This window comes from Serratia sp. B501 (genome assembly GCF_051172315.1).
Taxonomy (GTDB): Bacteria; Pseudomonadota; Gammaproteobacteria; order Enterobacterales; family Enterobacteriaceae; genus Serratia; species Serratia ureilytica.
This window is the reverse complement of sequence record NZ_JBPIZB010000011.1, coordinates 62,787-89,571: the sequence shown is the minus strand read 5'-3', so window position 1 is coordinate 89,571 and position 26,785 is coordinate 62,787. Positions and strand designations below refer to the sequence as shown.

The 26,785-nt window shown below is 52.4% G+C and carries 21 protein-coding genes and 1 pseudogene; 9 read left to right on the top strand and 13 right to left on the bottom strand.

The window, feature by feature from the left end:
• Positions 1 to 431, top strand: a 431-nt coding sequence (gene pqiC, locus ACSBQV_RS23365) for a membrane integrity-associated transporter subunit PqiC (RefSeq protein ID WP_099785112.1), incomplete at its 5' end; no start/stop codon positions are given.
• 386 nt (positions 432 to 817) lie between these two features.
• Here the strand turns inward: pqiC and ACSBQV_RS23360 are convergent.
• From ACSBQV_RS23360 to ACSBQV_RS23340, 5 genes are all read right to left on the bottom strand, one after another.
• Entirely contained in the window at positions 818 to 1,459 is a 642-nt protein-coding gene (locus tag ACSBQV_RS23360; protein ID WP_048322281.1) for a MarC family NAAT transporter, read from the bottom strand.
• Between the two features lie 51 nt (positions 1,460 to 1,510).
• The gene (locus ACSBQV_RS23355; RefSeq protein WP_046897670.1) at positions 1,511 to 4,564 is read right to left on the bottom strand and encodes an efflux RND transporter permease subunit; all 3,054 of its coding nucleotides are present in this window, start codon (positions 4,562 to 4,564) and stop codon (positions 1,511 to 1,513) included.
• The gene (locus ACSBQV_RS23350) at positions 4,564 to 5,685 is read right to left on the bottom strand and encodes an efflux RND transporter periplasmic adaptor subunit (RefSeq protein ID WP_099785042.1); all 1,122 of its coding nucleotides are present in this window, start codon (positions 5,683 to 5,685) and stop codon (positions 4,564 to 4,566) included. The genes ACSBQV_RS23355 and ACSBQV_RS23350 overlap by 1 nt, the downstream gene beginning before the upstream one ends.
• Before the next feature lie 79 nt (positions 5,686 to 5,764).
• On the bottom strand, positions 5,765 to 6,949 hold the full coding sequence (locus ACSBQV_RS23345; protein WP_099785044.1) for a sensor histidine kinase: 1,185 nt from the start codon (positions 6,947 to 6,949) through the stop codon (positions 5,765 to 5,767).
• Positions 6,946 to 7,641, bottom strand: a complete 696-nt coding sequence (locus ACSBQV_RS23340; RefSeq protein ID WP_099785046.1) for a response regulator — start codon at positions 7,639 to 7,641, stop codon at positions 6,946 to 6,948. The genes ACSBQV_RS23345 and ACSBQV_RS23340 overlap by 4 nt, the downstream gene beginning before the upstream one ends.
• A 312-nt stretch (positions 7,642 to 7,953) precedes the next feature.
• On the opposite strand from ACSBQV_RS23340, the gene ACSBQV_RS23335 reads away from it, so the two are divergent.
• The gene (locus tag ACSBQV_RS23335; RefSeq protein WP_049193239.1) at positions 7,954 to 8,361 is read left to right on the top strand and encodes a helix-turn-helix domain-containing protein; all 408 of its coding nucleotides are present in this window, start codon (positions 7,954 to 7,956) and stop codon (positions 8,359 to 8,361) included.
• Positions 8,362 to 9,330: 969 nt separating this feature from the next.
• Here the strand turns inward: ACSBQV_RS23335 and ACSBQV_RS23330 are convergent.
• The 4 genes and pseudogenes from ACSBQV_RS23330 to ACSBQV_RS23315 all read right to left on the bottom strand — a co-directional run.
• Positions 9,331 to 9,893: pseudogene (locus ACSBQV_RS23330) on the bottom strand (toprim domain-containing protein); the annotation flags it as partial.
• Between the two features lie 81 nt (positions 9,894 to 9,974).
• Positions 9,975 to 10,844, bottom strand: a complete 870-nt coding sequence (locus tag ACSBQV_RS23325; protein ID WP_089194322.1) for an SMP-30/gluconolactonase/LRE family protein — start codon at positions 10,842 to 10,844, stop codon at positions 9,975 to 9,977.
• Between the two features lie 108 nt (positions 10,845 to 10,952).
• Positions 10,953 to 11,426 carry a DMT family transporter gene (locus ACSBQV_RS23320; RefSeq protein ID WP_046688587.1) on the bottom strand — a complete coding sequence of 158 codons (474 nt, stop codon included), beginning with the start codon at positions 11,424 to 11,426 and terminating at the stop codon, positions 10,953 to 10,955.
• Positions 11,427 to 11,440: 14 nt separating this feature from the next.
• The gene (locus ACSBQV_RS23315; protein WP_046688310.1) at positions 11,441 to 12,841 is read right to left on the bottom strand and encodes an amidohydrolase family protein; all 1,401 of its coding nucleotides are present in this window, start codon (positions 12,839 to 12,841) and stop codon (positions 11,441 to 11,443) included.
• A gap of 144 nt (positions 12,842 to 12,985) precedes the next feature.
• Here ACSBQV_RS23315 and ACSBQV_RS23310 point away from each other — a divergent pair, with 144 nt between their 5' ends.
• Positions 12,986 to 13,891 (top strand): LysR family transcriptional regulator, encoded by a 906-nt coding sequence (locus ACSBQV_RS23310; RefSeq protein ID WP_046688309.1) that lies wholly within the window; start codon positions 12,986 to 12,988, stop codon positions 13,889 to 13,891.
• Positions 13,892 to 14,054: 163 nt separating this feature from the next.
• Here the strand turns inward: ACSBQV_RS23310 and ACSBQV_RS23305 are convergent, their stop codons facing one another.
• Both ACSBQV_RS23305 and ACSBQV_RS23300 read right to left on the bottom strand, forming a co-directional pair.
• A complete protein-coding gene (locus tag ACSBQV_RS23305; RefSeq protein ID WP_046688308.1) occupies positions 14,055 to 14,636 on the bottom strand; it encodes an NAD(P)H-dependent oxidoreductase in 582 nt (193 codons plus the stop codon).
• Positions 14,637 to 14,763: 127 nt separating this feature from the next.
• Entirely contained in the window at positions 14,764 to 15,954 is a 1,191-nt protein-coding gene (locus tag ACSBQV_RS23300; RefSeq protein WP_046688307.1) for an MFS transporter, read from the bottom strand.
• Between the two features lie 87 nt (positions 15,955 to 16,041).
• Here ACSBQV_RS23300 and ACSBQV_RS23295 point away from each other — a divergent pair, with 87 nt between their 5' ends.
• A complete protein-coding gene (locus tag ACSBQV_RS23295) occupies positions 16,042 to 16,836 on the top strand; it encodes an AraC family transcriptional regulator (RefSeq protein ID WP_046688306.1) in 795 nt (264 codons plus the stop codon).
• Positions 16,837 to 17,006: 170 nt separating this feature from the next.
• Here the strand turns inward: ACSBQV_RS23295 and ACSBQV_RS23290 are convergent, their stop codons facing one another.
• Positions 17,007 to 17,441, bottom strand: coding sequence for a winged helix-turn-helix transcriptional regulator (locus ACSBQV_RS23290; RefSeq protein ID WP_197665291.1), 435 nt, complete (start codon positions 17,439 to 17,441; stop codon positions 17,007 to 17,009).
• Between the two features lie 70 nt (positions 17,442 to 17,511).
• Between ACSBQV_RS23290 and ACSBQV_RS23285 the strand changes: the two genes are divergently transcribed.
• From ACSBQV_RS23285 to ACSBQV_RS23265, 5 genes are all read left to right on the top strand, one after another.
• Positions 17,512 to 18,450, top strand: a complete 939-nt coding sequence (locus tag ACSBQV_RS23285) for an aromatic alcohol reductase (RefSeq protein ID WP_046688305.1) — start codon at positions 17,512 to 17,514, stop codon at positions 18,448 to 18,450.
• Between the two features lie 574 nt (positions 18,451 to 19,024).
• The gene (locus ACSBQV_RS23280) at positions 19,025 to 20,023 is read left to right on the top strand and encodes an ABC transporter substrate-binding protein (protein ID WP_046688304.1); all 999 of its coding nucleotides are present in this window, start codon (positions 19,025 to 19,027) and stop codon (positions 20,021 to 20,023) included.
• Entirely contained in the window at positions 20,023 to 21,060 is a 1,038-nt protein-coding gene (locus ACSBQV_RS23275) for a FecCD family ABC transporter permease (protein ID WP_046688303.1), read from the top strand. The genes ACSBQV_RS23280 and ACSBQV_RS23275 overlap by 1 nt, the downstream gene beginning before the upstream one ends.
• The gene (locus ACSBQV_RS23270; protein ID WP_046688302.1) at positions 21,060 to 21,821 is read left to right on the top strand and encodes an ABC transporter ATP-binding protein; all 762 of its coding nucleotides are present in this window, start codon (positions 21,060 to 21,062) and stop codon (positions 21,819 to 21,821) included. The genes ACSBQV_RS23275 and ACSBQV_RS23270 overlap by 1 nt, the downstream gene beginning before the upstream one ends.
• A gap of 11 nt (positions 21,822 to 21,832) precedes the next feature.
• Positions 21,833 to 23,074, top strand: coding sequence for an MDR family MFS transporter (locus tag ACSBQV_RS23265; protein WP_089194321.1), 1,242 nt, complete (start codon positions 21,833 to 21,835; stop codon positions 23,072 to 23,074).
• A 1,374-nt stretch (positions 23,075 to 24,448) separates the two neighbouring features.
• Here ACSBQV_RS23265 and ACSBQV_RS23260 read toward each other — a convergent pair.
• On the bottom strand, positions 24,449 to 26,782 hold the full coding sequence (locus ACSBQV_RS23260) for a primase-helicase zinc-binding domain-containing protein (protein ID WP_089194319.1): 2,334 nt from the start codon (positions 26,780 to 26,782) through the stop codon (positions 24,449 to 24,451).
• Positions 26,783 to 26,785 lie beyond the last annotated feature (3 nt).

Genomic DNA, 26,785 nt, shown 5'->3' with positions numbered 1-26,785 from the left:
CGCGCCAGCTGTGGCTGGAGCACGTGAGCGTGGCGGATTATCTGGCGCAGAGCGGCGTGGTGTATCAGACCAACGACGTGCAGTATGTGATAGCCCAGAACAACCTGTGGGCCAGCCCGCTCGATCAACAGCTGCAGCAAACGTTGGTCACCAACCTGAGCAGCGCGCTGCCGGGGTGGGTGGTCTCTTCGCAGCCGATGAGCAGCGATCAGAATGTGCTGAACGTGACCATCAGCGGCTTCCACGGCCGCTTTGACGGGAAAGCGATCATTCGCGGCGAGTGGGTGCTGAACCGCCAGGGGCGTTTGATCAAACGGCCTTTCAACCTGGAGCTGAAACAGGGTGAAGACGGCTATGATGCCCTAGTGCGCACGCTGGCGCAGGGCTGGCAGCAGGAAGCCCAGGCTATCGCCAAGGTGTTGTCCCCCTGAAATGGCAATCAACAGCCATAATGCACCGGTGACGACTTATGGTGATGGGATCAGATTCGGGATTAAGCCTGTTGACGACGTACCAGAATAAAAGAAAAAGTAAAAAAAGTTCCCACCTTACTTGGGAACTTTTTGATAAAAAATAACAGTATGACGACAGTCATTACCGCCGGCGCTCACAGCGTTGTCCATGCAAAAAAAAGCGTTATGGCAGCCAAGAGCATCAGAGCATCAGAGCATCAGAGCATCAGAGCATCAGAGCATCAGAGCATCAGAGCATCAGAGCATCAGAGCATTATCAGAACTGATATAGATATAAAGTTTTAGATATTATTCTCGTCTGATATGCGCAACCTCATGCATATCAGAAACTGAAGCGTTCACGTTTATTGCATTGTGACGAGTTCAACGACGCCATTTATAACAAACTGAACTCCCATACAGACCAGCAGGAATCCCATCACTCGGGAAATAGCATCGATTCCCGATGTTCCTACAAGTTTCATAACACCCAGTGACGCCCGCAGAGATACCCATAAAATCAGAGAAATGGCTATCGCAATCAGGGGGGGCGCGGTATAGGCGACCCACAAATCCAGATGCGATGTTTCAGCGCTGAATGTCGACGCGGCACTGATCAACATAGCAATGGTACCCGGGCCTGCCGTACTGGGCATTGCCAAGGGGATAAATGCTATATTTTTGGTTTTTCCCTTCTCGCCGCTTTGAGGCTTATTCACATCCTGCGGAAACAGCATGTTAAACCCAATAAAGGCAACGATCATTCCACCTGCAATTCGTAATCCCGGAATGGATATGCCAAAGGTATTAATAACAGCCTTACCGGCATACCATGCAACCATCATAATCACAAAGACATAGAAAGCCGCCATTGCTGACTGCTTCTTTTTTTCTTGTTCAGACATGTCGCCTGACAGCCCAAGAAAAAGGGCTACAGTAGTCAATGGGTTTACCAGCGGCAGTAATAAAACCAACCCTAGCCCAATAAGTTTAAATAACTCAAACATCTTTCCACCTCCTTTTAAAGAGTCCCCCGGAGTTGTCTCCGGGGGTAAGTTCTATCGAGACTTCTCCCATTGAAGAACGGCGCTGATAGCAGCCGGCAATACCGTCAGGGTAAATAGGGTGGCAACGAATAGCCCACCAATAATGGCATAGGCCATAGGCCCCCAAAATACCTGATGCGCGATAGGTATCATCCCTAATATTGCTGCACAAGCCGTCAAGAGTATCGGTCTGGAACGATGCAGTGACGCCTCGACGATCGCCTCAGTATTATCTGCGCCTTGTGCTCTGTTTATTTCCACTTCTTCAATAAGGATCACGGCATTGCGGATAATCATCCCCGCCAACGCAATCACGCCAAGAATCGCGACAAACCCCATCGGGGTTCCGGTGGGTAACATGGCAGCGACAACGCCAATCAAACCGAAGGGGGCAATCAACAGCGCCAGCATCATGCGTGAGAAACTACGCAACTGCACCATCAGCAAGATCAGCATCACCAATAAGGTCACAGGTAGAACGGCGAATACTGAACGGTTGCCTTTCATGGCTTCAATGACGCTTCCCCCCTCGGTAATGTGATATCCCGGTGGCAGACTTTTGCGTAATTCATCGACAACAGGCGCCAAACTCTTGGATACGCCGGACGCATTCAGCCCTGGCGCAATATCCGTTTGCACCGTAATGAAAGGCTCTCGTTGCCGCCGCCACTGAATAGGTTCGGCCAACGTATAGCCTATCGTTGCGATCTGCTTTAATGGCACAACGCGCCCATCGGCCGTCGTTAATTGCAAATCCGCGACGGTTTCAATGTCTCTCCGCGTATTTTCCGAAGCCCGCAGCACCACGTTAACCTGACGATTTCTGTCTCTGATCGTCGTTACAGCGGACCCCGAATACATTTCAGCAAGAGCGCTTGCGACATCCTGAGAGCTTAATCCCAAGGCCCTCGCTTCCGTCTGATTAAGCGTTATATAGAGTTCTCGTTGCGGTTCTCCCGCAGTAAGGTTGACCTCTCTTGTCTGCGGGTTGTCACCCAATTTACCCGCCAACTCCATGGATATCTCACGGATTTTGGTCAGATCCGGGCCGGAAACGCGATATTTCAACGGCCAACCTACCGGGGGCCCCAGCTCCAACGGCGAAGCACGCGTAACAAGATGGCCGAAATCTTTTTGCAGAATTTTTTCAAGCCTGGACTTCACCGCATCGCGCTCTTCAAGTCCCTTGGTCACCACGACCAATTGAGCGATGTTCTCGTTATCAAGCAACAGGTCCATCGGCAAATAAAACCGCACGGCGCCCGATCCAACGTACGTCGTAAAATGATCAATATCGGGATCTTTCTTGAGAATTTCCTCCAAGCGAATGGCTTCCCTCGCCGTATCTTCCTGCACGGCATTTCTCGGCAGAGTCAGACTGACGAGCAACTCCGGCCTGTCAGAAGCGGGAAAGAACTCCTCTTCCATGTGCGAGGATCCGATAAAAGCAATGGCCAGCAACAGAACCGCCACGATGCCGGTCATCCCTCGGCGTTTAAGGATATATCGCAATGCACTTTCGTACTTTTGCATGACTTTACCTTTACCGTGGGCGTGTTCCTTCATCACCTTAGGTAAAAGCCACACGCCTATCAGCGGTGAAAAAAGTACGGCAACAATCCAGGAGTTGATAAGTGAAATCAGCACCACCATGAACAGAGAATAACAGTACTCCCCCGCACTCGACGTTGCGAAACCGACCGGGATAAAACCGGCGATCATGACCAATGTGCCGGTCAGCATCGGGAAAGCCGTCGTCGTCCAGGCTTTTGTCGCCGCCTTTTTGACAGGGTCTCCTTTCTCCAACCGCGACATCATGATCTCTACCGTGATCATGGCATCATCGACCAGCAACCCCAGCGCAATAATTAACGCACCGAGGGAAATGCGCTGTATGCCTATGCCGGCAATTTCCATGCCGATAAACGTCATGGCCAGCACCAGCGGAATGGATGCTGCGACCACTAACCCGGCACGGGTGCCTAATGACAAGAAAGACACAGCCAGCACAATGACGACCGCCTCAAGGAGCACTTTCATAAAGCTCCCCACCGCGTCATGCACCACCGTCGACTGATCGGCCACTTTCAGCACATTGATACCCGCAGGCAAGCGGCTGGAGATATCATCCATCTTTTCGTTAAGCGCTTTGCCGAAATCCAGCATATTGCCTGTCGGGGCCATGGAGATGGCCAGGCCAATCGCCGACTCCCCGTTAACCCTGAAGGCCGGCGTCGGCGGATCGACCGCCTCGCGAGAGATAGTCGCAATATCCGTCAGAGGAACGAATTTATCCTGAATATGCAGTGTCAGCTGTTTGAGGCTTTCTTCCGATGCGAAAGCGCCGCTGACTCTCAACATGACTTTATCTTTGTCGGTTCTGATTTCGCCCGCCGGAGTCACGGCGTTTTGCGCGCTGATGGCGTTCTTGATTTGGTCGAGCGTCAGCCCCATGCCCGCAATTTTCTGCGGTGAGAATGATAAGATGACCTGCTCTTCTTTTACGCCCAGCAGGTTCACCTTCCCGACGTCCGGCAGCGTCAAGACGTCCGTGCGAACTTTATCAACCAGATCGCGCAGTTCGCGCTCGCTGAATCCTTCACGCGTAAAGCCATAAATGGTGCCGTAGGTATCATCAAATTCATCGTTGACGGCAGGTGAACTGACGCCGGCAGGAAGCTGAGGGGAAACGTCCTTTATTTTTTTTCTGACCGTATACCACAGTTCTTTCACTTTCTCCGGCGGCGTATTATCACGCAGATAGATAAAAATAACCGACTCGCCGGGCCGGCTGTAACTCTCCAAATAATCAAGATAAGGAACTTCCTGAAGTTTCTTCTCCAACGGATCGGTCACGAAATTGACGGTATCCTCCACAGAGGCCCCAGGCCAACTCGCGGAAACCACCGCCGTTTTAATGGTAAACGCCGGATCTTCATTACGCGGCAAGTTGTAATAGCTCATCACCCCGGCAATGGTGAGAACCAACATAAAAAAGGCAACCAGTTGCTGATTGGCCAGCGCCCAGGCAGACAGGTTAAACTTCTCGGGTTCAGAGGCATTCATCAGAATTTATCCTCCAAACTTACTTTCTCCCCAGGCCGTAACTTGCTCACGCCGGCGATCACCACCTTGTCGCCGGGTTTGAGGCCATCAGCAATAAACACGTCCTCAGAGCTGTAGCGCGCAACGCTAACTTTACGCAACGCCAAGGTTGATGTATCCGGTTGAACGATTAAAACGGCAGGATCCGCGCCATCACGGGTCATCGCAGACGCCGGCAGAACAAACGCGGCCTGCCCCGGGATCACGATACTTCCCTGCACCGTCGCGCCCAAAGCCATTTTCTCTGGAGGGTTCGGCAACGAGACTCTGACGCGCCAGGTCCGCGTCTGCTTATCCGCCTGTGGATTCACATCTCGGATCACGCCCTCAGTCACGATGGAAGGATCGGAAAGCAGCGCAATCTTGACTCTATTATCGGGCAGATCGCTGTATAAAATAGCTTCTGGAACGTCAAATACGGCATCCACACCCTCATTGAGTGAGAGCGTAACGACCCCCTGCCCTGCGCTGACAGTTTGTCCAGGATTCAGGTTAACCGAAGTCACTACGCCATCCGACGGCGCAACCAGGCGGGTGTAACCCAATTGCTCCTGAGCGATTTTCAAATTCGATTGAGCAGAGACGCGTTTTGCCGCTGCGACTTCAAGATTGACCTTCGCTTCATCGACCTGAGCCTGCGCGATAGCGCCGGTTTTGATCAATGATTGCAGCCTTTTGAAATTAAGAGCAGCCAAGCGTTCTGCAGAAACTGCACCGGCCAGTTCGGCCTGCGCACTGCGCACCTGATTCTCGTTATTTCTGGGCTCCAACGTCGCGATCGTTTGCCCCGCCTTTAATTTGTCCCCCACATCGACCGGCCGGCTGAGGATCCGGCCGTCAATGCGAAACGAGAGCTGAGATTCCTCATGGGGGCGAATTTCTCCGGTATGCTTTATCAAAACTCCGCCAACCGGATTATCGACGACAAGCGTTCGTACGGAACGTGTAGGCACCTCCTGTGTCTTTGCTTTATCATCACATCCCGCCAAAAAAACGAACAGGGGAATAATAAACAGTTTCCAATATTGAAATAGAAATACGCTCTTGACCGTACTTATTAACCTGAACAAACCTACTGACATAAGACATTCTCCTGATAGTCTGTCGAAGAATTAAACCTTTTTTATGTGTAGATTTAGTCCATGTTTTTTCAAGGAATCATCAAGACTCTATTTTCATTGGAAGAATTAGTTGAAATAGCATCCCACCGTCAGGATGATTCTGAGCACTGAGACTGCCGTCGTGTTCGCGGCTTATCGCCATGGCGATAGAAAGACCGAGCCCACTTCCCCCCAGATTTCTCGACCGCGAGCTCTCCTCCCGGGAAAAACGTTCGAACATCAAGGGCAAAAAGGCTTCACTGACGCCCGGCCCATAATCGCGAAAGCTGACGACAACCTCATGATTAAAATGATTAACGGTGATTGTCAGTTTCTTGCCGGAATGCGCGTAGCGCATTGCATTTTTTATGAGAATCGTAACAACTTGCCCAATTCGGAACGGATCGGCGTAGACGAATACGGGAGCAGGACATTCAAATTCAATCGTGAAATCTTCCTGAGAGACCTCAGCCTTTAACCATTGCAAACGCTCCTGAATCAAATCGCACAGATTCACATGGTATTTTTCTAATGATAACGCTCCGGCTTGCGACAACGACAGCGTTTGAAGATCATCAATAAGGCGATTAAGGCTGGTCAATGGCTGCATGACCAGATTTAACTGATGCTTGTCCGGCTCAAAAACGCCATCCATAATTCCCTGAAGCCGTGCGATTGAAGCCGTCAACGGCGAGCGTAATTCATGCGCCATGGCAATATGAGAAGCGCGCAACTCCCCTTCATAATAAGTCAGTTTTTTGGTCATCTCATTAAAATCGTGAGTTAGAGTAAGAAGTTCTTCCGGTGCTTTCTCTTCTAGTTTTGCTTGCACAGAGAAATCCCCCTCGGCGACTTTTCTCGCGGCAGCGACCAGGTAAGAAAATTGCTTCGCCAACGGCCGCGACATATAAAGCCCCAATAAGACCATGAGAGGAATGGCGACAACCACCAAAATAGCCAGCATAATCCAATCCCCCGACGTGATCGACGGATTAGCAAAGTCAATGCCATACCAATAGTGAAAAAGGCTATAAAACCTGTACAAATCTTCATTGGGATTATTAAGCAAGTGCAGGAATTCCTTTCGGACATCCGCCGGCATTTCATGATATAAAACCCAGGTACTATAAATGGCATAGCGCAACCACATACAGAGTGCAATAATAACAATCACTCCGACAGATTGAGAAATTACCCTCACGCAAATCCACTTCCAAAGCGAAACTCTTTTGTTTTTTTTATTCATTTATTCCAATACCTGTAGCCCATCGCTCTAACGGTCAGCAGTACATCATTTACCCCTACCGAATTGAGCTTTTTACGCAAGTTATAAACATGCGTATCGACAACCCGCTCAAATGCATCACTTTCCGGCAAACACATATTTAACAATGTTTGCCGAGAAAACGCTCTTTTTGGCGCACGCATTAGCACAGATAACAGTAAAAATTCAGTCGGTGTAAGATCGAGGGCGATTTTAATGTTTTCGGCGGAACAAACGTGAACTAACATAGCCTCTTCATCGAGTTGTACCGGGCCACAAATAATAAGCTCAGATTTTACATTCAATGCACTCGTTCTTCTCAGCACCGCGTGAACCCGAGCAACGACCTCGCCCGGGTTGTAGGGTTTCACGATGTAATCATCAACGCCGTGCCTCAACGAGGAGATCTTATCCTGAATCTCGCCGATTGCCGTCACCATGATGACCGGCACATCGCTCTTTCTACGCACACGTGCCAATATTTCATTGCCATTTATTCCCGGCAGCATGACGTCTAATAAAACCAAGTCAGGTTGCCAGGAAAAAACCATCTCAAGCCCTTTAACACCATCGCCTACCTTAGCAACGGCAAAGCACTCTCTTTTTAGATAAGCTTCCAGGACTTCTGCAGCATGCATATCGTCCTCGATGATTAAAATTCTTTTTTCTTCCATATATTAACCTGCTATTCAGTCACGCTAACCAAGTAAAAACAATATAATAAAGCTTAGCATTTTTTTATTTAAAGAATAAACAAAAAACGCAGATAGTACATATCAGGCGATTAAAAATAAAGCCAGCACGACTTCACTCAAAATCATCCCGCCAAAGGATACGATACAATAACATTAAAATTCAAATAGTTATCAACGGAACAGCATTAACCAGAAAATAAAAAAAACATAAATTGATAACATCTTGACAAAGCTAAGCAATAATCGAGATTTCAATAGCGCCAACAGGTGAAGATACCGGGAGCCGATGCAATGGAAATGAGCAAAGTTGAACAGTCCAGAATATTTATTAATAGCGTTATCAATCTGTTGGAAATGCATCTTAGGCAACCGGTAAACATCATCAACCTGATTGATAAAACTGGATATTCCAGATGGTATGTTCAACGTAAGTTCTGCGCTTTGGCCGGAATATCGATGAAATCTTACATCAGATCAAGGAAAATGACAGAGGCGGCGAAAATGATTTTATCAACAGACAGGAAGATCATAGATATTGCACTTGAATATGGTTATCTGGAACAGCAGGCTTTTTGTCGCATCTTTAAAAACCACTATGGCGTTTCCCCTACGATGTTTCGCAAAATGAATAAGCCACGTGAGGACATTTGGATATCGGCGAAAACGGTGCTTGTAAAATTTACAAACAATGGGAAATAAAATCGAGGGCGTAACGAAGTTACAACATGTTGTCAGCGATGAAGAAAACAGGATGTGATTAATTAGCACATATTTATGACAAAAGACCAAATAATCCCTTACTTTTTATTTAGAATACCTTTTTCCGAACAATCAGTTCAATAAATTAGCAATATCCAGGCCAATGAATAACTTTCCTTGATTATACAATCAACGACATTTTCTGTCGCCAGCCAAACGCAATATTATTCGCTTAGTCCCAACCCAGTGGCTTTCTCAAATACATTGTGGTGTGACTGTCTTTTAGAATTCTTTTGCTTTCTCGAATGTCTGGGATATTGAGATGGTGCCGATAATAGGAGTAAAATAAAAAACATAACACACTGTTTTAAAGGGCAATTAATTAAAAACATCATATCTTTATACATGAATCTACACATAATAAAATAGTGCACAACAAATCGAATAAATTATAAGCAATTAGCACCCACCCACCGCTCATAATATAAAAAAGATTTACAGGAAAACTGTTCACCCTATACACCTTTTTTATTTACCCTTTAATTTCAATTAGTTGATTGACACATAGCTACCTTCTTGGTGTACATCCCTGTTCACCTACAGGGTGAACAGTCCGAATTGTAGGCACAAAAAAACCGGCCTGAGCCGGTTTGGGGAGCGCTTGTCGTTATGATATTGGCCGTTCAGCGGCCGATAGAATGCCCTGGTGTTGCTGTTCATTATTCACTGCAACTATAGGCGGCGTAGTGATTGAGCGTCCAATGGGTTTGGCAGATCAATAATGGCCCATTGATCGTCTCGGCCGATCAACTCACTTATCGTCACAGCGCGCCGCACTTCGGCAGCCAGTCCACCTCACATTCCTCACTCAATATCAGGTTCCCTATTTGGTGCGGCATTTCAGCAGCGTATGCTCATACTCTTTCAGCGTCTGCGGCACCGCCTAGCCGAACGCAGTCAGGTTCATCACGTGCTGATAACCCCTTTCCGGCCATAAACGTCGTTCCAGTCGCCCTCTGTAGGCGGCAACGCCGGAGTGCCGCCGGTGAGTGTGGCCGCCTCGACGGCGCGAGTCTACCCGGTACCGTTCCGATCATTATCAGCCGCCAGCAGCAGCCGTGCGTCCGGATAGTGGCTGCGCAGTTGCTGCGCCACGGCCTCCAGGTAGTCGGCGCTCAGTGCCACGCAGACCGTCTCACCGGTAAGGCAGTGCACGGTGAGGCCGGTGGCGTAGCCTTCGGTGAGCCAGATAACCGCGTTGTCTGGGCCGTTCAGGGTATGGCAGGCGGCTTTCACCTGCCCGCCCGCAGGCATGCGCATGTCGCCGCTGGCGTTAATCAGCTGCACGTTGACCACCTCGCCCACGGCGTTATGCTACGGTAACAAGAGGTCGCCGGGCTGGAAGGTGAGACCACCAACGCGCAGTGGCTGGCCGTACAAGGTCAGGGTTCCACCTCCGGCCAGCCCTTGGCGCTCAGGTAGGTATTGCCGGTCTGAGACTGAGCAGTGGCGACCAGAGCCTGTGCCTTTTTGGTGAGATGTATATCAGGATTGATTTTTAGACAGCTTCGGTACTCACCCGCTAAGAAACAGCACTGCCGAACATAAAATAATTAGTGTTGTTGATATGTTACTGCCGCAAAGCGGCTTTCAGGCAAACCGGCAAATACGGCTGGTTCGGCTTTCAATAACGCACCGTCATACTTCGATGGTGTAGATAGAGCTATGCTGGCACTGGTGCAATATAGCGTTGTAAATGCCTCGCCCCCCAGCGTCGGACAGGTGGTCTGAATACCCGGGGATGGCAGAATGCGGTCGAGCGTACCGTCTGGGCAATACCGTACAACACGATTTCCTCCCCACTCTGCATTCCATAAATAGCCCATTGCGTCCACGCAGGAGCCATCAGGTGCCCCTTTTCCTTCTGTCTCAGTAAACACGCGTTGGTTATCCAAAGTGGGGTAATCACAGCAGAATATGCGTCCCTGCATTGAGTCGCAATAATACATCGTGCCGCCGTCCGGGCTGAAACAGATGCTGTTCGGGATGGCAACTTCGGTTAGGGAAAGCGTCTCAACTGTCAGAGTAGCTGCGTTAAGTCGGTGAAATTGACCGATGACTTTGGGAGGATGGTTATCATCCATGGTTCCAAACAAAAAATTGCCCGAGCGATCGCAACGCCCATCGCCTATTCGTGTTCCGCTAACCCCCGGTGATGCACTCACCGTGCTAAAAACCTGGGTATTCAGATTATAGAGGCCGAGACGTGATGCTAACCCCATCAGCAGTACGTCAGCCTTTTCAGTAAGGGCAAACGATCCGAGCCGCTCAGGCAGAGACCATCGCATCACGACGTTTTTATCTTTTTCTAAGGCGAGCAGTTCACTGCCTTCAATGTCAGTCCAGAACAGCCTGCGTGTTCTTTCGCACCACAGGGGGCACTCTCCCAGTGTATTTCTGACATCTGCTGCAATTGAAAACATGTTAATACTCCATAGAGGAAAAGTATGTATTACGCTTTTAAGACATGCTTACGGACGTCTGCGCTAGGGCAAATATCCGCAACGATTAGGGAGCTGTGTGTCATTCTGTCAGTGCAGTAAACGCGCAGACAGTCGATCGCCGAACAACATGACGGCAAGCCCGACCAGCATGACCAGCATCCCCCCCAGCTTAAGCAACGACACCGGCCGGCGTAGAGCACCCAATAGACCAAAATGATCAATTACCTGCGACGAGAGCAACTGCCCGACAATCGCCAACCCAAGCAGGGCTGAAAAGCCGATTTTAGGTGTGAGCACGACATAGCTGAACAAGGCGCAGGCACCGATCAGCCCTCCCGCCAGACTCCATAGCGGTTGAGACGGAATGGCTGCAAGTGAGGTGAATAATCCCCCGCGCAGCAGCGAGTAAATCCCGAGGCTGAATGCCCCGGCCGCGAAGGAAAACAGCGCGGCTGTCACCGAATCGCCTCCGAGTCCTCGCGCCAGCTGGCTGTTCAGGGTGGTCTGCAGGGTGATCCCGAGACCGGCGGCAAAAGCGATTACGTAATACATCATGCTCATGCGTTTCATCCCTGTCAGTGCGCCTGTTTCAGCGGCAGGAAGGTTTCCGCAAAAATATCAGGCTCATACCCGGCGGCGGCAAACAGATGCTCACGTGATTCATCAATCGCTGTACGCAGACGCGCGCTGTCCACGCCCAGGACTTTGCCTTTCTGCTTGACGATGCGACCGCCGATCATGACAGTATCAATATTGCTGCGTTCCGTTGCATGTACCACCGTGCCAAAGGCATTCCCGTTTGGATACAGATTGATGTCGCCGGCGTTGATCAGGATCAGGTCAGCCTGTTTGCCTGGCGCCAGGCTACCGACTTTGTCCTGCAGCCCAGCGCAGGCCGCGCCATCGACGGTCGCCGCTTTGAGGAGCTGTGCTGCCGGAAGCGTTGTCAGCGAATGTGCAGAACCGCAGCAGTGCTGATGCTGATGCATGCCCATAACCCGCTGCAGGTAAAACGCCACGCGCATTTCCATAAACATGTCGGTGCTGTATGAGGTTTCATTGTCGACGCTCAGGCCGGGATTGATGCCATGACGCTGCGCTGCCTGAATGGCAAACATGCCGTTCTCGATGCCGTAATGCGCATCGGAGCGCGGGCAGACGTTGACTCGCACGCCGGCCTCCCGCAGGATTTGCCATCCCTCGTCAGGCAGCGCCGTGCAGTGATTGAAAATATTGTCCGGGCCAAGAAGCCCCCGCCGATGCAGCGATTCAAGCTCCGAAGCCATTCCAGCCCCAAAGAATTCAGTGACGATTGGCAGCCCCAGCCTGCGAGCCTCGGCCCACAACTCCGGTTCCAACTGAGCCATGACACCGAGAGAAACAAGGCTTTCAGGGTTGTTTCTGAAATACTTTTCTTGCAGGCGCTGCCAGTTGCCCGGCCAGTGCGCTCTGTCCCACTCTCCCGATACCGGCGCACCAGAGGCATGGATGGCGCGGATACCCGAGTCAAACAGGGCCTCTACGGCAGCGTCTGAATGCGCGGCGGTGCGACTGTTATGGGAGTTATCAATGATGGTAGTTATGCCTGCGTCAATAGCGCCCAGGGCAGTCAGCAGGTTGCCGATATAAATATCGCCGGGGCGATAGTATTTGGCGAAAGAGAAGTGCGTGGCGTTGCTGTAGTCGTCCAGACAGGTGGCATTAGGGTTTATGCGGCGCAACTGTCCTTCCCAAGAGTGGCGATGAGAATCCACCATCCCCGGCATGGCAATCATGTTAGTGGCATCTATGATGTGAGCACCCTGTGCGTCCAGGTTTTGACCCACTGCGGTGATGGTTGAGCCAGTGATAAGAACATCACCGCGCTCAATATTACCTACATTCTCATCCATGCTCAGTATCGTTGCGCCACGGATCAGCGTTGTTGGTGGGGTTTTTGTATGATTATTAACGATATTTCTGATGTAATCGGTCATTTAAACAGCCTCTTTCCTCATTAATAGGAAAACAATACGCCACTCAATTAGTGTGAAAAAGATGCTTAACGCGTTTTTATTATTCATAATATGCGAATAATAAAATTGACTGCCGGCGATTTGGCGGCGCGCGGGAGAGGAAATATGGATCGTATTCAGGCTATGCAGATCTTTACGCGGGTCGCTGAAGCCGGAAGCTTCGTGCGCGCGGCAGAAGCGCTGTCACTACCTTCGTCAACGGTAACTGGCACCATAAAAAACCTTGAGAAATACTTGCAGGTGCGGCTGTTGAACAGGACAACGCGGCGGGTGAGCCTCACCCCGGAAGGATTGCAGTATCTGGTGCAGTGCCGCGAAATACTTACGTTAATCGATCATGCGGAAGCTGGCCTGACGGAGGCGGTAAAACGACCGCAGGGGCGTTTGCGGGTTGATATGCCCGGGGGGATCGCCCATTTCATCGTCATGCCTCGTCTGAAAGACTTTTTCCGGCTTTACCCAGAGATTTATCTGATGGTCGGGGTGAGCGACAGGCAGGTTGATCTGGTTCAGGAGGGGGTAGATTGCGTGATCAGGGTGGGGGAGCTGCATAACTCCACGCTGGTTGCCCGCCCGCTGGGGCGGTTTCGCTGGGTCACCTGCGCGTCGCCGAGTTATCTCCGGGAATATGGCGTTCCGCAATCGCCTGACGAACTGTCCCGGCATCGGGCGATTCACTATTTTTCCGGTCAAACCCGGCGTGTGAACGAAATGCGCTTTGTCCGCGGTGCTGAAACACTGGCCGTACCGGTGAACGGGGTGGCCGCCGTGAATGAAACGGGCCTCTACATCAACATGTGTCTTGACGGTTTCGGGTTGGCACAGCTTGCAGAGAGCGTGGTTTCAGCACATCTGCAGGAAGGAAGGTTAATCGAGGTGCTGGTTGACTGGCAGCCGCCGTCGGCGCCGGTCAATTTGCTTTATCCGCATCAGCGCTTTCTTTCTCCCGCCGTTCGCGCCTTTGCTGACTGGGTAGCTGGGCTTATCCGCAGCGCCGGTGCGGGCGACTGAATGCGAAGAGCAGCCCCTGATCACTCAGGGGACGAACGAAGCAAGCGTGTTTGAGCGGAGGACGGTAAGAAATCGAAGCCACACCGCCGCCATCATCAAGCCCCTGTTCTCTGCGCCCTGTGGGGAAAACCACGCCCTTTTCAGGGCGTAGTTTTATCGGCCATTAAGAAAAGAGTGCCGTAAGATGATTGCTGAAACGCCTGATCTCATTCTCTACATCCGGCGCTTTGACCACATCATTGGTGATAAAGGTGGGCAGCGATTGCATGCCTAAGAACTGGTTCGCCTTATGAAAATGCAGGTATACCCCATCCACGCCCTGACCTTCAAAGAACTGGTGCGGATCGTTAAATGCTTCTAATGGGGCGTTCCAGGTAAGAGAAAGCATGTATTTTTTATTCTGCAGGAGACCGCCTGAACCATATTTTCTCGACGCATCAGAGCGTGTACGGCCATCACTTTCATACAGAATGCCGTGGCCGGCTGTAAACACTTCATCGATCCATCTTTTTACCGTCCAGGGTTCGCCCATCCACCAGCCTGGCATCTGATAAATCAAGACGTCACTGTTAAGTATTTTCGTTATCTCGCGTTGAGGATCAAAATCGCTGTCAGCCTTTGTCATGGAAACCTCGTGCCCAAGCTGGCTTAACAATTCATGTGCGGTAGTGGCATAGTGTTCGTTTAACTCACCTTTGGCAAAGTCAAAACGTTTGGCGCCATTGACAATAAGAATATTACTCATGGAATACTGCCTTACTCGTATTAGAAACTGGATTTAGAAGTGTGTTGCACAATATCCGGTATCGAAAAATCCCGGTATAGAAAACATCAGGAGAACGTTCCGCTCTCCCGAAGACAGCAGTCAAGATTCAGCTCAGTGAGGATGCGGGTTCCAGATGGGCGTTTCGTCCGGCCGCCATGCCGGTACAGGCGCCCGCCACCGCGATCGCAGCAGTCACCAGCAACGGCATGGCCCAGCCGCCTGACCAATCATGTACTTTGCCCAGTAGTAGGGGGCCGATGGCCGCCATCAGATAGCCGACACACTGCGCCATGCCTGACAGAGCCGCCGCGTCGCCGGCGTTTTTGGTACGCAAACCGATAAAGGTCAAACCCAGCATCATGCTGGCTCCAGAACCGAACCCTAAAATAGCTGCCCAAAGCATCGCCAGACCGGGGGCATACACGATTCCGATGAGGGACAGCGCCGTTAACAGACTGACAGAGACGGCCGCCAGCTTTTGGTCTTTCAGGCGGCGCAGCGTGGCCGCCAGGAGTAATCCAGGGATAGCCGTGGTCAGCTGCAGCATGCCGTGTACTGTGCCTGCTTTTGCAGAAGATATGCCGCTGTCTGCAAGAATTGCAGGCAACCAGCCCACCGCAACATAAAAAGGCATGGCATTCAGTCCCATAAATAACGTGACTTGCCATGCCAGAGGCGATGTCCAAACCGCGACGGCTGCAGATTTTTTCGGGCCTGGCAACGTTTGCTGATGGTGCTTTTTAAGCTGCGGCAGCCATAAAATGAGCGCAAATAACGGAGCTATGGCGATCAACGCCAAAGCGATGTTCCAGCTCCAGAGCTGCGTCAGTGGAATGATCAGGGCCGAACCGACAGCGCCCGCGGCTCCCATCGTGATGGAATAAGCGCCCGTCATGGAGGCCACGTTTGACGAAAAGTCGCGCTTGATCAAGCCTGGCAGCAAAACATTCCCCAGCGCGATCCCTGTACCTATCAGGATCGTACCGGCGTACAGCGCCCAGATGCTGCCAGCAGAACGCAGCAGGATCCCTGCCGAAATCATCAACAGCGCGCCAAAAAGCGTGCGCTCCAGTCCGAATCGGCGTGCAATGGGCGCGCTTAGCGGGGAAAATGCCGCAAAAGCAAGTAACGGCAGTGAATTGAGCAACCCCACGGCGGTGATACTCAGCCCAAAATGATTCTGGATTAACGGTAAAACCGGCGCTATACCGGTGAAAGGAACTCGTAGGTTAGCGGCGATAAAAAGAATTCCCGTCACAAGTGCCAGGGCCTGCCACTTGTTGGTTGTATTTGACATCTTTCTGACTTTCTCTCAAAAAAGAAGAGACTTTAAGATTCCCAAGATGTACAAAATATAGATAATCAGACAACTTATATCTAAATTATGCCAGACCGCAAAAAAACGGTATCTTCACCTGAAGAGTTTGACTCAGATATTTTCACTCAGGCAGCCGTCGCCCTGAACGTGGCCTCTATGGACGAGTATTCAGGTCTCGGCCCCCATGCTCACCGCAAAGGTCAGCTAATACTGTCTTTACACGGCGCAGTCAGTTGTGAAGTACAGAATGCGCTGTGGCTGGTGCCTCCCGGACACGCGGTCTGGATCCCCGGCGATATGCCGCACAGTTGCCGCGTAACGCAAAATGCCCGTACCTGCTTTCTTTTTATCGAACCCGGTGCGGCGGTTATGCCCAAAATCTGTTGTACGATCGCCATTACGCCGCTTGTCCGTGAACTCGTTCTTCACCTTGCTGAACAGGAACCTCGTTATTCTTCCGAAGGTAAAACGGCCAGACTCGCTGCAGTGCTGCTGGAGCAGATTCCTGACACGCCCGTTACTGCGCTCTATCTGCCCGTATCCGACCACCCTAAAATCAGACACATTGCTGATGTGCTTTTTGCCGATCCTGGCGATCGCACGACGTTGCAGCAATGGGCTAATCGGCTTGCAACCAGCGAGCGATCGCTGTCCAGGCTGGTGCAAAGCGCGACGGGCATGAGTTTTGGACGCTGGCGCCAGCAACTGCATCTGATGATTGCCTTGCGCCAACTGGCTGATGGGCAATCAGTGCAAAATGTGGCGGGCGCACTGGGCTATGATTCGGTGAGCGCCTTCATCACGATGTTCAAAAAAGCATTGGGTAAATCGCCGACACAGTACTTTGCCACTTTGCGTTGACGGGCGGATATACCAACGCAAGCTAACCCTCAACGTGGCAGAAACTCGAACTCGCTAACGTGCCGATGTTGCGAAAGTCGCTTTTCCATCACAGACCTAACATCCACTTCAGATTATTTTGCGCGGCAGTGGGAGGGGGAATGTGGCGTTGCGTTACTCCATAGGACAAGCTACGAGTCCGCATCGCCGTGTTGTTTGTCGAAATTCAATCTTGCCTCTCGGAAGCGATCGGCATTCCCGACGATCCAGGTCCAGAGTGGGATCATACGGACGAGCAGCTCCATGCCCGTATCGGACAATTCATACTCGACTCTGGGAGACGTTTCTTCATAATCATGACGGAGTACTAAGCCGTCACGCTCGAGCTGTCGTAACGTTCGTGTCAACATACGCTGGGTTACCCCATGCATGCGCCTGCCGATTTCTGCGTGGCGCAGTCTGCCATACACGCCTAGCGTGTTGATAATACCGAGTGACCAGCGGCTTCCGGCATGTGCGAGCACTTCCCGCCGCAACCCATCATCATCATCTCTTAGCCCGTTACACACGGCCTGAGAGTATTGGAGAATTTCATCTCTATCGATGTTATTGGCTTCCAGTATCATGCATGTACCTTCTTTTTTACTCGACCATGAATTGTTAGAGTGCCGAAACACATTCTTGACGGGTTGAATTATGAACAATAAAACGCTTGACGTTACGTCTAAAAATATTCTTGTGCTCGGGGCTGGCGAACTTGGCCTACCGGTGCTGCGCAATCTTGCGCGCAGAGCGAAAGACGTAGATGACGCCAAAATAAGTGTGTTGCTGCGAGCAAGTACGGTTGAATCCAGTGATCCACAGAAGCGACATGTTATCACGGAGATCCGTGAACTTGGGATTGAGATTGTCCCAGGCAATCTTGTCACCAGCTCAATTGATGAGCTCGCCGAAGTATTTGCACAATATGACACAGTAATCGGTTGTGCGGGTTATGCGGCTGGAATCGAGACGCCAATGAAATTGGCGAAAGCGGCCTTGCAGGCTCGCATCCAGAGATACTTCCCTTGGCAGTTCGGAGCCGATTTTGACGCAATTGGCCGCGGTAGCCCCCAGAATATTTTCGACGCTCAGCTGGATGTGCGCGAATTGCTGCGCAGTCAGCATCAGACGGAGTGGGTGATCATCTCGACCGGTATATTCATGAGCTATCTGTTTGAGCCGACCTTCGGTGTTGTTGACCTGCAAAATAGCACAGTTAATGCTTTGGGCAGCCTTGATAACACGATGACGTTGACAACGCCGGATGATATAGGGATGCTGACTGCCGCAATCGTGTTTGCAGCACCCCGTATCCGTGACGAAATCGTATATATAGCCGGTGACACAGTGACTTACGAAGAGGTGGCTGACAAGTTACAAGCTGCTCTCGGTCGCCCCTTCACCCGTTCGGTGTGGAGCGAACAGTATTTGCTGGATGAGCTGGCACGCGAACCGCAAGATATGATGCATAAGTATCGTGCTGTTTTTGCTCAAGGACGAGGTGTTGCATGGGATAAGAGTGTGACTTTCAATCAACAGCATGCCATTCCGGTCACCGACGTGGCATCTTGGATCAATGCCAACCTTATTTAGGGCAGCAGTAAATAATCCTTGATTCTGGCAGCTTAATACCTCTGCTCCTGGGCTTTAAGGGTCTGGGAGACAGGTTGCATTATTGCTTTTGAGAAATGATCATCGAATTTTATTAATGACTAACGCATAAGATGAAGTGCTTTTATTGATTATAATCGGATTGTGCTATGTCACTTTTTAAAATAAAGATTGACTTATTTTTCTTTTAAGATTGATTTAAAATAGGACGGAAGTAGTCGTAGCGCTACTCGATTTGTCTATTTTTAGTTTCATATTTGAATGTGAAATAGTGGTTTTAATTCATAATATATCCATATGCTTTCTTATGGCCGGCAGTTCCGTTTAACCTTAATATGGGCAAAGGGCGTTGCATTTGCCACTTAGCTTAGGTGGCTCACCCTGTGGGCCGCTTACTGTTTCATATGCACTTGCCTACGTAGTAGTCACCTTCAGAAATTATCTCTTATTGACACCTCATATGGGCCATTGTATAAAATTCCGCCTCAATAATGAGTTTCATTTACATTAAAAAACATCCTGGATTTTCGAAAACGATTTTAATGAAGGATAGCTAATGAAAAAGGTCATCTGCACGTTGGGTATGATGTTTGCCTCAGTCAGTTCTGCTCAGGCCACTGTCTATCCTCTGACCATTGAAAACTGTGGGTATAAAGAGACATTTACCCAGGCACCTGAACGCGTGGTGGCGCTGGGGCAAAATACCGTTGAAATTTTGCTCCTGCTGGGCCTGCAAGATAAGGTGACCGCCAGTGCGTTTTGGCCGACCAAAGTATTGCCGCAGTTGGCTGAACAGAATGCAAAAATCAAGACGCTGACAGTAGAAATCCCCACCCTTGAATCCGTGCTTGCGCAAAATCCGGATTTCGTTCCCGCTCAGTCACCGTTGTTGCTTGGACCTGAAAGCAAGGTCGCCAAACGTGAAGATCTGGTGACCCTGGGCGTGAACAGCTACGTGTCACCGGGCATGTGCGCCACCAAAAAAGCCACCGGCGATATGTATGGCAGCCGCCAAAAGCTGTGGGATATGACCTATCTCTATAAAGAAATTGCCGATCTCGCCAACATTTTTAACGTTGAAGATCGCGGCCGGGCCGTTATTACCGATTTCAAAAAGCGTGAAGCGAATCTGCGCCAGGAATTCGGTAAAAACAAGAAGGATCTCTCCTTTGTCTTTTGGTTCTCGAGCTCATCCCCCTCAGCTGATGCCTATGTAGGAGGGAAAAACAGCGCATCCGGATTTATCGCGAACGTGCTGGGCGGGCATAACGCCATCACTTCCGAGACAGAGTGGCCGACGGTGAGTTGGGAAAGCATTATCGCAGCGAATCCGGATGTAATCGTGGTCTCCAGTCTGGATCGTAATCGTTGGGCGCTTGACAACGCGGCGGAAAAAATCAAATTCCTAAAAAGCGATCCGGCCATCAGCCAACTGGACGCAGTGAAAAAAGGTCATATCGTGGTGATGGACGGCCAGGCGATGAACCCGACAATCAGGACGCTCTACGGTGCTGAACAGGTGGGCGAACAACTCAGAAAACTGGGACTGAACTGATGACGACCGCCGTTCTTCAGCCACGCAAGAGGCTGTTTCGGAGCTTCACGATCTTGCTCGCCGTGGCGCTGTTATTCCTGGTGATCGCGCTTGGCGTGAGCCTGGGGGAGCTTTCGATCCCGCTGCAAAGCGTCTTTTATGCCATCAGCAATAAAATAGGGCTGACTGAAATGCCGCTCAGTCGCATCCATGAAAGCGTGATTTGGGATTTCCGTCTAAGCCGTGCACTGGTGGCGGCATGCAGCGGCGCCGGGTTAGCCATTTGCGGCGCCGTTTTGCAAAGCTTGCTGAAAAATGCGCTGGCCGAGCCTTATGTGCTCGGCGTTTCTGCCGGAGCATCGACGGGAGCGGTTTCCGTCGTGGTTATGGGCATAGGTACCGGAGCCGTCTCTCTTTCTGTGGGCGCTTTTGCCGGTGCGTTTGCCGCCTTTGCCTTTGTCGCTTTTCTGACCAACGGCGCGCGCGGCGGAAATGAACGTACTATTCTGGCTGGTGTTGCGGCTTCCCAGCTCTTCAATGCGATTACCGCTTACACCATCAGCACGTCAGCCAGCGCGCAGCAGGCGCGTGATGTGATGTTCTGGCTTTTGGGAAGCTTCAGCGGCGTACGATGGCCTGAATTCCAGCTTGTGCTGGCGGTGGTGGTGATAGGGCTTGCCGTATGCCTTTACTATTCCCAGGCGCTGGATGCATTTACTTTCGGTGACGATGCTGCCGCATCGCTCGGCATCGCGGTTCCCCGGGTGCGTCTAATTCTTTTTACCGTCACCGCGCTCATCACCGCGACCATCGTCAGTATGGCGGGGTCTATCGGTTTCGTGGGACTGGTGGTTCCGCATGTGATGCGTTTCTTTTTTGGCCCGCTGCACCGGACATTGCTGATTGCCAGCGCGTTGGCGGGCGCTATCCTGATGGTGCTGGCCGACATTGCCTCGCGTCTGCTGATTGCGCCACAAAGTCTGCCGGTCGGCGTGGTGACTGCGCTGGTCGGCGTGCCTTTCTTTGCCGTGATTATTTACCGTTCAAGGAATAAGTGATGAGTATCTCCGCTGACAACATTACCTGGAAGGTAGGCAAAAAGGTCATCGTCAATGGTGTCTCGCTGAGCGTTTCTCGCGGTGAAACCGTGGGGCTGCTTGGCCCCAATGGCTGCGGTAAATCTTCGCTTTTGCGTATCCTCGCGGGCCTGCGTCGCCCAGATGCCGGCCGCGTGACGCTGGACGGGCAAGACATTGCCCGTATTGCCAAAAAGCGGCTTGCCCGCCGGGTAGCCTTCGTTGAGCAGCATGGCATGACCGAGGCCAACATGCGCGTTCGCGACGTGGTCAAGCTCGGGCGTATTCCTCATCACTCCGCTTTTTCGAACTGGAGCGCGCACGATGATGAGACCGTCACTGCCGCCCTGCAAAGAGTGGACATGCTGGAAAAAAGCGCTCAAGGCTGGCTGAGTCTCTCCGGTGGGGAACGCCAGCGGGTACACATTGCTCGTGCGCTGGCGCAGACGCCCAGCGAGATCCTGCTGGACGAACCGACCAACCATCTGGACATTCACCATCAAATGCAGCTAATGCAGTTGATCAGCGAGTTACCCGTCACCAGCATTGTGGCCATTCACGATCTCAATCACGCAGCGATGTTCTGTGATTCGCTGATTGTAATGCAGGGCGGGCAAATCATCGCCACCGGGACCCCCGAGGATATTTTGTCGGAAGCGTTGCTCTGGGATGTCTTTCGGGTGAAAACGAAAATCGAGATCTCCCGCTTCCATGGTAAAAAGCACATTCATTTTATCGTTTAGGATGCGGTTGCATGTCTCTTTTCTCCCTGCGTCCGGCCACAACGCTTCAGCCGTCCGTTTTACTGGGCAGCCAGTTTGTTTTTAACATCGGCTTTTACGCGGTTGTCCCCTTTCTGGCGATATTTTTGCGCGACGACATGCGGCTCTCCGGTGCCATCATCGGATTGGTTCTCGGATTGCGTACCTTCTCGCAGCAAGGGATGTTCATCCTCGGCGGCGCACTTTCTGACCGGTACGGCGCAAAGGTTATCATCCTGTGCGGCTGCATTGTTCGCGTTGTAGGCTATCTGCTGCTGGCGTTTGGGCAGTCCCTATGGCCCATCATTCTGGGGGCGTGCCTTACCGGCATCGGCGGCGCACTGTTCTCTCCATCGATTGAAGCGCTACTGGCTAAAGCGGGTACGTACAGCGAGTTAAACGGAAAGCGCAGCCGCGCTGAGTGGTTTGCACTTTTCGCCGTGTGCGGCGAACTCGGTGCCGTGTTGGGCCCAGTTGCCGGCGCGCTGCTGACCGGGCTCGGCTTCCGCCAGGTGGCGTTTGCTGGGGCGGGGGTGTTCGTCGTCGCTTTGTTGGTGCTGTACTTCTGCCTTCCTGCCGCTCATCACAGCGCGCGGGCGCTAAAAATATTGCCCTGGTGGACGACATTCCGTCAGCCGCGTTTCGTCGCCTTTATCATCGCTTACAGTTCGTGGCTTTTAAGCTACAACCAGCTTTATCTGGCGCTACCGGTTGAGATTCAGCGTTCGGGTGGCAGCGAAAAAGATCTCGGCCCACTTTTTATGCTGGCTTCCGTCCTGATCATTGCTCTCCAGCTTCCGCTGGCACGTTTCGCACGGCGAGTGGGAGCGATCAAAATCTTACCGGTGGGTTTTTTGCTGCTGTCTGCCGCTTTTGGGAGTGTGGCCATGTTCGCCGCGACACCGCCGCTGGCAGGCTGGCTGCGGTTAATGCCTTCGGCATGTCTGGTCACACTTTTAACGTTGGGGCAGATGCTGCTGGTGCCATCGGCTAAAGATCTTATCCCGCGATTCGCCGATGAGTCGACGCTTGGCGCGCACTATGGTGCGTTAGCCACCGCCGGGGGCTTCGCGGTGCTGGCAGGTAATTTATTGTTTGGCCCGTTGTTGGATCTAGCGCTGGTGCCTTCAACGCAGGCCATCTATCCCTGGCTGCTGTTGGCGCTGCTTCCCCTGTGCAGTGCTGCGGCTATGGCCGTGATTTGTCGTCCGCTGCAAAGAGCGCCACTCTCGTAAGCCTGAACGCGAGAAGTCAGAAATCAGAGTGGGTAATGCGGCCTCATTTGCTTTGTATTCCAATCTTAATGGATCATCGATTACGATATCAGCCGATTACATTATTTGATCGTAAAAAGACCAACATTTCCACTTCTTATTAATTGGTGATTATGGTTTATAACAATTTTATTATTAAGATTAAATCACTTGTTTTTCAATTTGAAAACAATAAGCAGTATTTTCTTCTTATTACGTATCTTTCAGAAGATTGTCACCATATCTTGTACAGCATGATTGCCAATTCCATTTCGCATGACCTAGTCGGAATTTATATTGCAGCCGGCGAGAGGCTGATCCAGCTTTACCTCCGCAGTGTACTGGCTGCCCAGCGTCCGTGCACTCATCAGCCGGACTGGTGCACTATGCTGACAGAACAGATTCCCATCGCCAGCAACATTGGATTCCTAACAGACTACTGCAGTGAGGAGAACGCAATGGCGGCATCAGATGCCTACAGATCAAGCATATCGACCAGCCTATGATGCTGGATCTCTCACGCTAAGACAGAGCCATCATGTGGGAGAATAACTTCCAGAAAGCCCTATTGCTCGAGCACATCGCACAGCAATGTATACGGCAATGAACAGCAAACTGCTGGAAAAATACTTGCTCTGCGGCTGGTTCACACGAGTAATACTCTGGAGCTACAGTGGCCAAGAGCGATGACCAACACGTGACTAATTTTCTATGAGCGTTTGAACCCGCTATTGGAGTATGAACCGCTACAACAGAAGGTGTTCAAGGTCAATTGACTACGTCAGCACTCCAGACTAGGGTTGGATACACAGTCTCAGTCTGGATTACCGGCATGAGCGGGGACTAGGCCAGCAACTGCTATCCATGTTATTACATGTTTGATAGGTGCTATGTGCATCGACATAGGAATGTGTTACTCATCGGACCGACGGATTGTGGAAATGCCTGCATTGCCTTTGTGAGCGTCCTCCAACGGTATGTTCAGGCAACTTGCTACCGTCTGACACGACTGCTTGATGATCTGAACATCGGTTATACAGAGTGTGGTTATCAAAACAGCTGTTGTAACAGTCCTAAAAGGAGCCGCTGCTCCTAGATTATGGGAGAAAGCTGAACGCCCGGCCAGTATCCGGCTATCGTGGTATGTTAACGATGGATATGGAGCAAAAACCGGCCTGAGCCGGTTTGAGAGCGCTTGTTCTTATGATTTAGGCCGCAAAGCGGCCGGAGGTAATGCCCTAGTGTTGCTGCATATTTTTCACTGCCACTATAGGCGGAGTGACGATTGAGCGTCCAATGGGTTCGGCAGATCAATAATGGCCGATTGATCGGCACGGCCGATCGACTCGCTCATCGTCACACAGCACCGCACTTCGGCAACCAGTCCGCTTCGCACTCTTCACTCAACACCACATTGGTTTGCATCCCCAGCCGGGTTTTACGCTTGAGCAGGGTTTTCTCATACTCTCTCAGCGTCTGCGGTACCGCCAGGCCGAACGCCGTCAGGTTCATCACGTGCTGATAGCCCCGTGCCGCCATAAACGACAGGTAGGCGTGGTACAGATAGCGGCGCGGGTTCGGCGGGGTGATGTTGGCATTGCCTATCATCATCCCTTCTGCGGTGCTGAGCACCGTCAGGTAACCGCAGAAGTCAACCAGCGGGTCGGCCTGGCGTTTGATGGTCAGCGCCTCGTCCGAACTCTGCTGCGCCTGAAGCAAGGTGCGGGCCTCGTTCGGGTTGGCGAAGCGCTGCATCAGATGGCGCACAATGACGGCCAGCTCCTGGGTGATTTTGTCAAGCAGCTGCGGGTCGCGTTCAGCGAGCGGTATCGCGTCCGGGAAGGTGATAATCACCCGTCGCCGAGAGACACCGCCGCTGCGGTCGCTGAACTGCATCGGATTGTTGTTGACCGCCAGTATCACCGCCGGGATGTAGGCGGCATAGGCGTCGCGGTATTTCGGGTCAATAGCGACCGCATCACCGCCGGTGATGGCCTTGATACCCGCCCCGTCGCCGCTCCACTTTTCCTGGTCAGGCAGGATAATCAGCGAGTAGCCGACCACGCTGGCCCGCTCGCGCGCCGACTCGAGATTATCGATGGTGGCGGAGGTGGTGTTATCCGCCCCGGCCAGCAGCCGGGCGATGGCCGCCATCACGCTCTTGCCGCTGCCGCCGGGGCCGGTCACTTCGAGGAACAGTTGCCAGTCGTAGCGGTTGGCCAGCACCATAAAGAGCGCCGCGAGGATACGTTCTTGCTTGTCGTGATTGCCTCCAGCGGCCCGTGTCAGCCACTTCCAGAAGTACGGGGCATGGTCGGCCAGGTTCTCCCCAGCACGAGGCGGCGTATAGTCTACGCTGTTGACGGTGCGCAGCCAGTGCTCTTGCCGGTGGGCGCTGAACTGCCCGCTCACGGTATCGAATACCCCGTTACGAAAGCCTATCAACCGGCGAGCCGGGTCGCCCATCTGCGGCACCATCAGCTTGAGGGTGTCCAGGATGCTGTTGATACCGGCGGCGGAGAACGGTGCTCGTACCTTCTGGAACAACGCGGCAATCTCTCGGCTCAGTTGTCGGTGTGGCAGCACCTGCCAGGCGCCGCGGGTATAGCGGCACAGCTCTTCCCCCACCGGCGGCACCGCCAAGGTGTTGCCGTAGTGCTCAGCCAGCAGTTCGGCCTTCTCGCTGGCGCTCATGGCTTTCAGGTCGGCATCGCTCAGCCTGTCGAACGGGCTGGGCTGCGACGGCTGGCTGAACGCCTGGAGCTGTGCCCGCGTGGCCTCAATGCCCTGCTGACAGTAGACATCGTTCCAGTCGCCGATGTCTGTCGGCAACGCAGGGATACCGCCGGTGAGTGTGGCCGCCTCGGCGGCGCGTGCCTGCCCGGTGCCGCTGCGGTCATTATCGGCCGCCAGCAGCAACCGTGCATCCGGGTAATGGCTGCGCAGCTGCTCCGCCACCGCCGCCAGGTTGTTGGCGCTCAGCGCCACGCACACCGTTTCACCGGTCAGGCGATGCACGGTGAGGCCGGTGGCGTAGCCTTCGGTGAGCCAGATAACCGCGTTGTCCGGGCCGCAGAGGGTGTGGCAGGCGGCTTTCACCTGCCCGCCTGCTAACATGCGTTTGTCTCCGTGGGCGTTAATCAGCTGCACGTTGACCACTTCGCCCCCGGCATTGAGCAGCGGCAACAGCAGGTCGCCGGGGTGGTAGGTGATACCCCCGACGCGCAGCGACTGGCCGTGCAGGGTCAGGGTGTCCACCTCCGGCCAGCCTTTGGCGCTCAGATAGGCGTTGCAGGTCTGGGACTGCGCGGCAGCCACCAGAGCCTGTGCCTGTCGCGCGGTTTTGCGCTGAGCGTCAGCCTTGTCTTGTCGTGAATGACCGGCCTCAGCGGTCGGTGGTAAAGTGCTGGCATTATCCCCCATCACGGCAGCCACCTGTTCGGCGGCAGCCCGGGCAGATAGTGACAGGGCTTTTTCCACCAGGTTGAGGCCATCACCGGCCCCACACTGATTGCAGAACCAGGTGCCGCGCCCGTCCTGGTTGTCGAAACGGAAGCGGTCTTTGCCGCCGCAGGTCGGGCACGGCTGCGGCTTGCCATTCGGCCGCAAGGCGATGCCGAGGGCCGGGAGTATCACCGGCCAGTGGCCGGTGGCGGTGCGTACGGTCTGGGAAACGAAGTGGGCGCTCATGCT

What these genes read in the sequence shown, in the direction of transcription:
- ACSBQV_RS23335 (WP_049193239.1), top strand. Translation starts at nt 7,954, where the DNA reads ATGGAAATGAGCAAAGTTGAACAGTCCAGAATATTTATTAATAGCGTT.
- ACSBQV_RS23310 (WP_046688309.1), top strand. Translation starts at nt 12,986, where the DNA reads ATGGATCGTATTCAGGCTATGCAGATCTTTACGCGGGTCGCTGAAGCC.
- ACSBQV_RS23360 (WP_048322281.1), bottom strand. Translation starts at nt 1,459, where the DNA reads ATGTTTGAGTTATTTAAACTTATTGGGCTAGGGTTGGTTTTATTACTG.
- ACSBQV_RS23260 (WP_089194319.1), bottom strand. Translation starts at nt 26,782, where the DNA reads ATGAGCGCCCACTTCGTTTCCCAGACCGTACGCACCGCCACCGGCCAC.
- ACSBQV_RS23350 (WP_099785042.1), bottom strand. Translation starts at nt 5,685, where the DNA reads ATGTCAGTAGGTTTGTTCAGGTTAATAAGTACGGTCAAGAGCGTATTT.
- ACSBQV_RS23305 (WP_046688308.1), bottom strand. Translation starts at nt 14,636, where the DNA reads ATGAGTAATATTCTTATTGTCAATGGCGCCAAACGTTTTGACTTTGCC.
- ACSBQV_RS23275 (WP_046688303.1), top strand. Translation starts at nt 20,023, where the DNA reads ATGACGACCGCCGTTCTTCAGCCACGCAAGAGGCTGTTTCGGAGCTTC.
- ACSBQV_RS23345 (WP_099785044.1), bottom strand. Translation starts at nt 6,949, where the DNA reads ATGAATAAAAAAAACAAAAGAGTTTCGCTTTGGAAGTGGATTTGCGTG.
- ACSBQV_RS23265 (WP_089194321.1), top strand. Translation starts at nt 21,833, where the DNA reads ATGTCTCTTTTCTCCCTGCGTCCGGCCACAACGCTTCAGCCGTCCGTT.
- ACSBQV_RS23280 (WP_046688304.1), top strand. Translation starts at nt 19,025, where the DNA reads ATGAAAAAGGTCATCTGCACGTTGGGTATGATGTTTGCCTCAGTCAGT.
- ACSBQV_RS23315 (WP_046688310.1), bottom strand. Translation starts at nt 12,841, where the DNA reads ATGACCGATTACATCAGAAATATCGTTAATAATCATACAAAAACCCCA.
- ACSBQV_RS23320 (WP_046688587.1), bottom strand. Translation starts at nt 11,426, where the DNA reads ATGAGCATGATGTATTACGTAATCGCTTTTGCCGCCGGTCTCGGGATC.
- ACSBQV_RS23340 (WP_099785046.1), bottom strand. Translation starts at nt 7,641, where the DNA reads ATGGAAGAAAAAAGAATTTTAATCATCGAGGACGATATGCATGCTGCA.
- ACSBQV_RS23300 (WP_046688307.1), bottom strand. Translation starts at nt 15,954, where the DNA reads ATGTCAAATACAACCAACAAGTGGCAGGCCCTGGCACTTGTGACGGGA.
- ACSBQV_RS23325 (WP_089194322.1), bottom strand. Translation starts at nt 10,844, where the DNA reads ATGTTTTCAATTGCAGCAGATGTCAGAAATACACTGGGAGAGTGCCCC.
- ACSBQV_RS23285 (WP_046688305.1), top strand. Translation starts at nt 17,512, where the DNA reads ATGAACAATAAAACGCTTGACGTTACGTCTAAAAATATTCTTGTGCTC.
- ACSBQV_RS23355 (WP_046897670.1), bottom strand. Translation starts at nt 4,564, where the DNA reads ATGAATGCCTCTGAACCCGAGAAGTTTAACCTGTCTGCCTGGGCGCTG.
- ACSBQV_RS23290 (WP_197665291.1), bottom strand. Translation starts at nt 17,441, where the DNA reads ATGATACTGGAAGCCAATAACATCGATAGAGATGAAATTCTCCAATAC.
- ACSBQV_RS23270 (WP_046688302.1), top strand. Translation starts at nt 21,060, where the DNA reads ATGAGTATCTCCGCTGACAACATTACCTGGAAGGTAGGCAAAAAGGTC.
- ACSBQV_RS23295 (WP_046688306.1), top strand. Translation starts at nt 16,042, where the DNA reads ATGCCAGACCGCAAAAAAACGGTATCTTCACCTGAAGAGTTTGACTCA.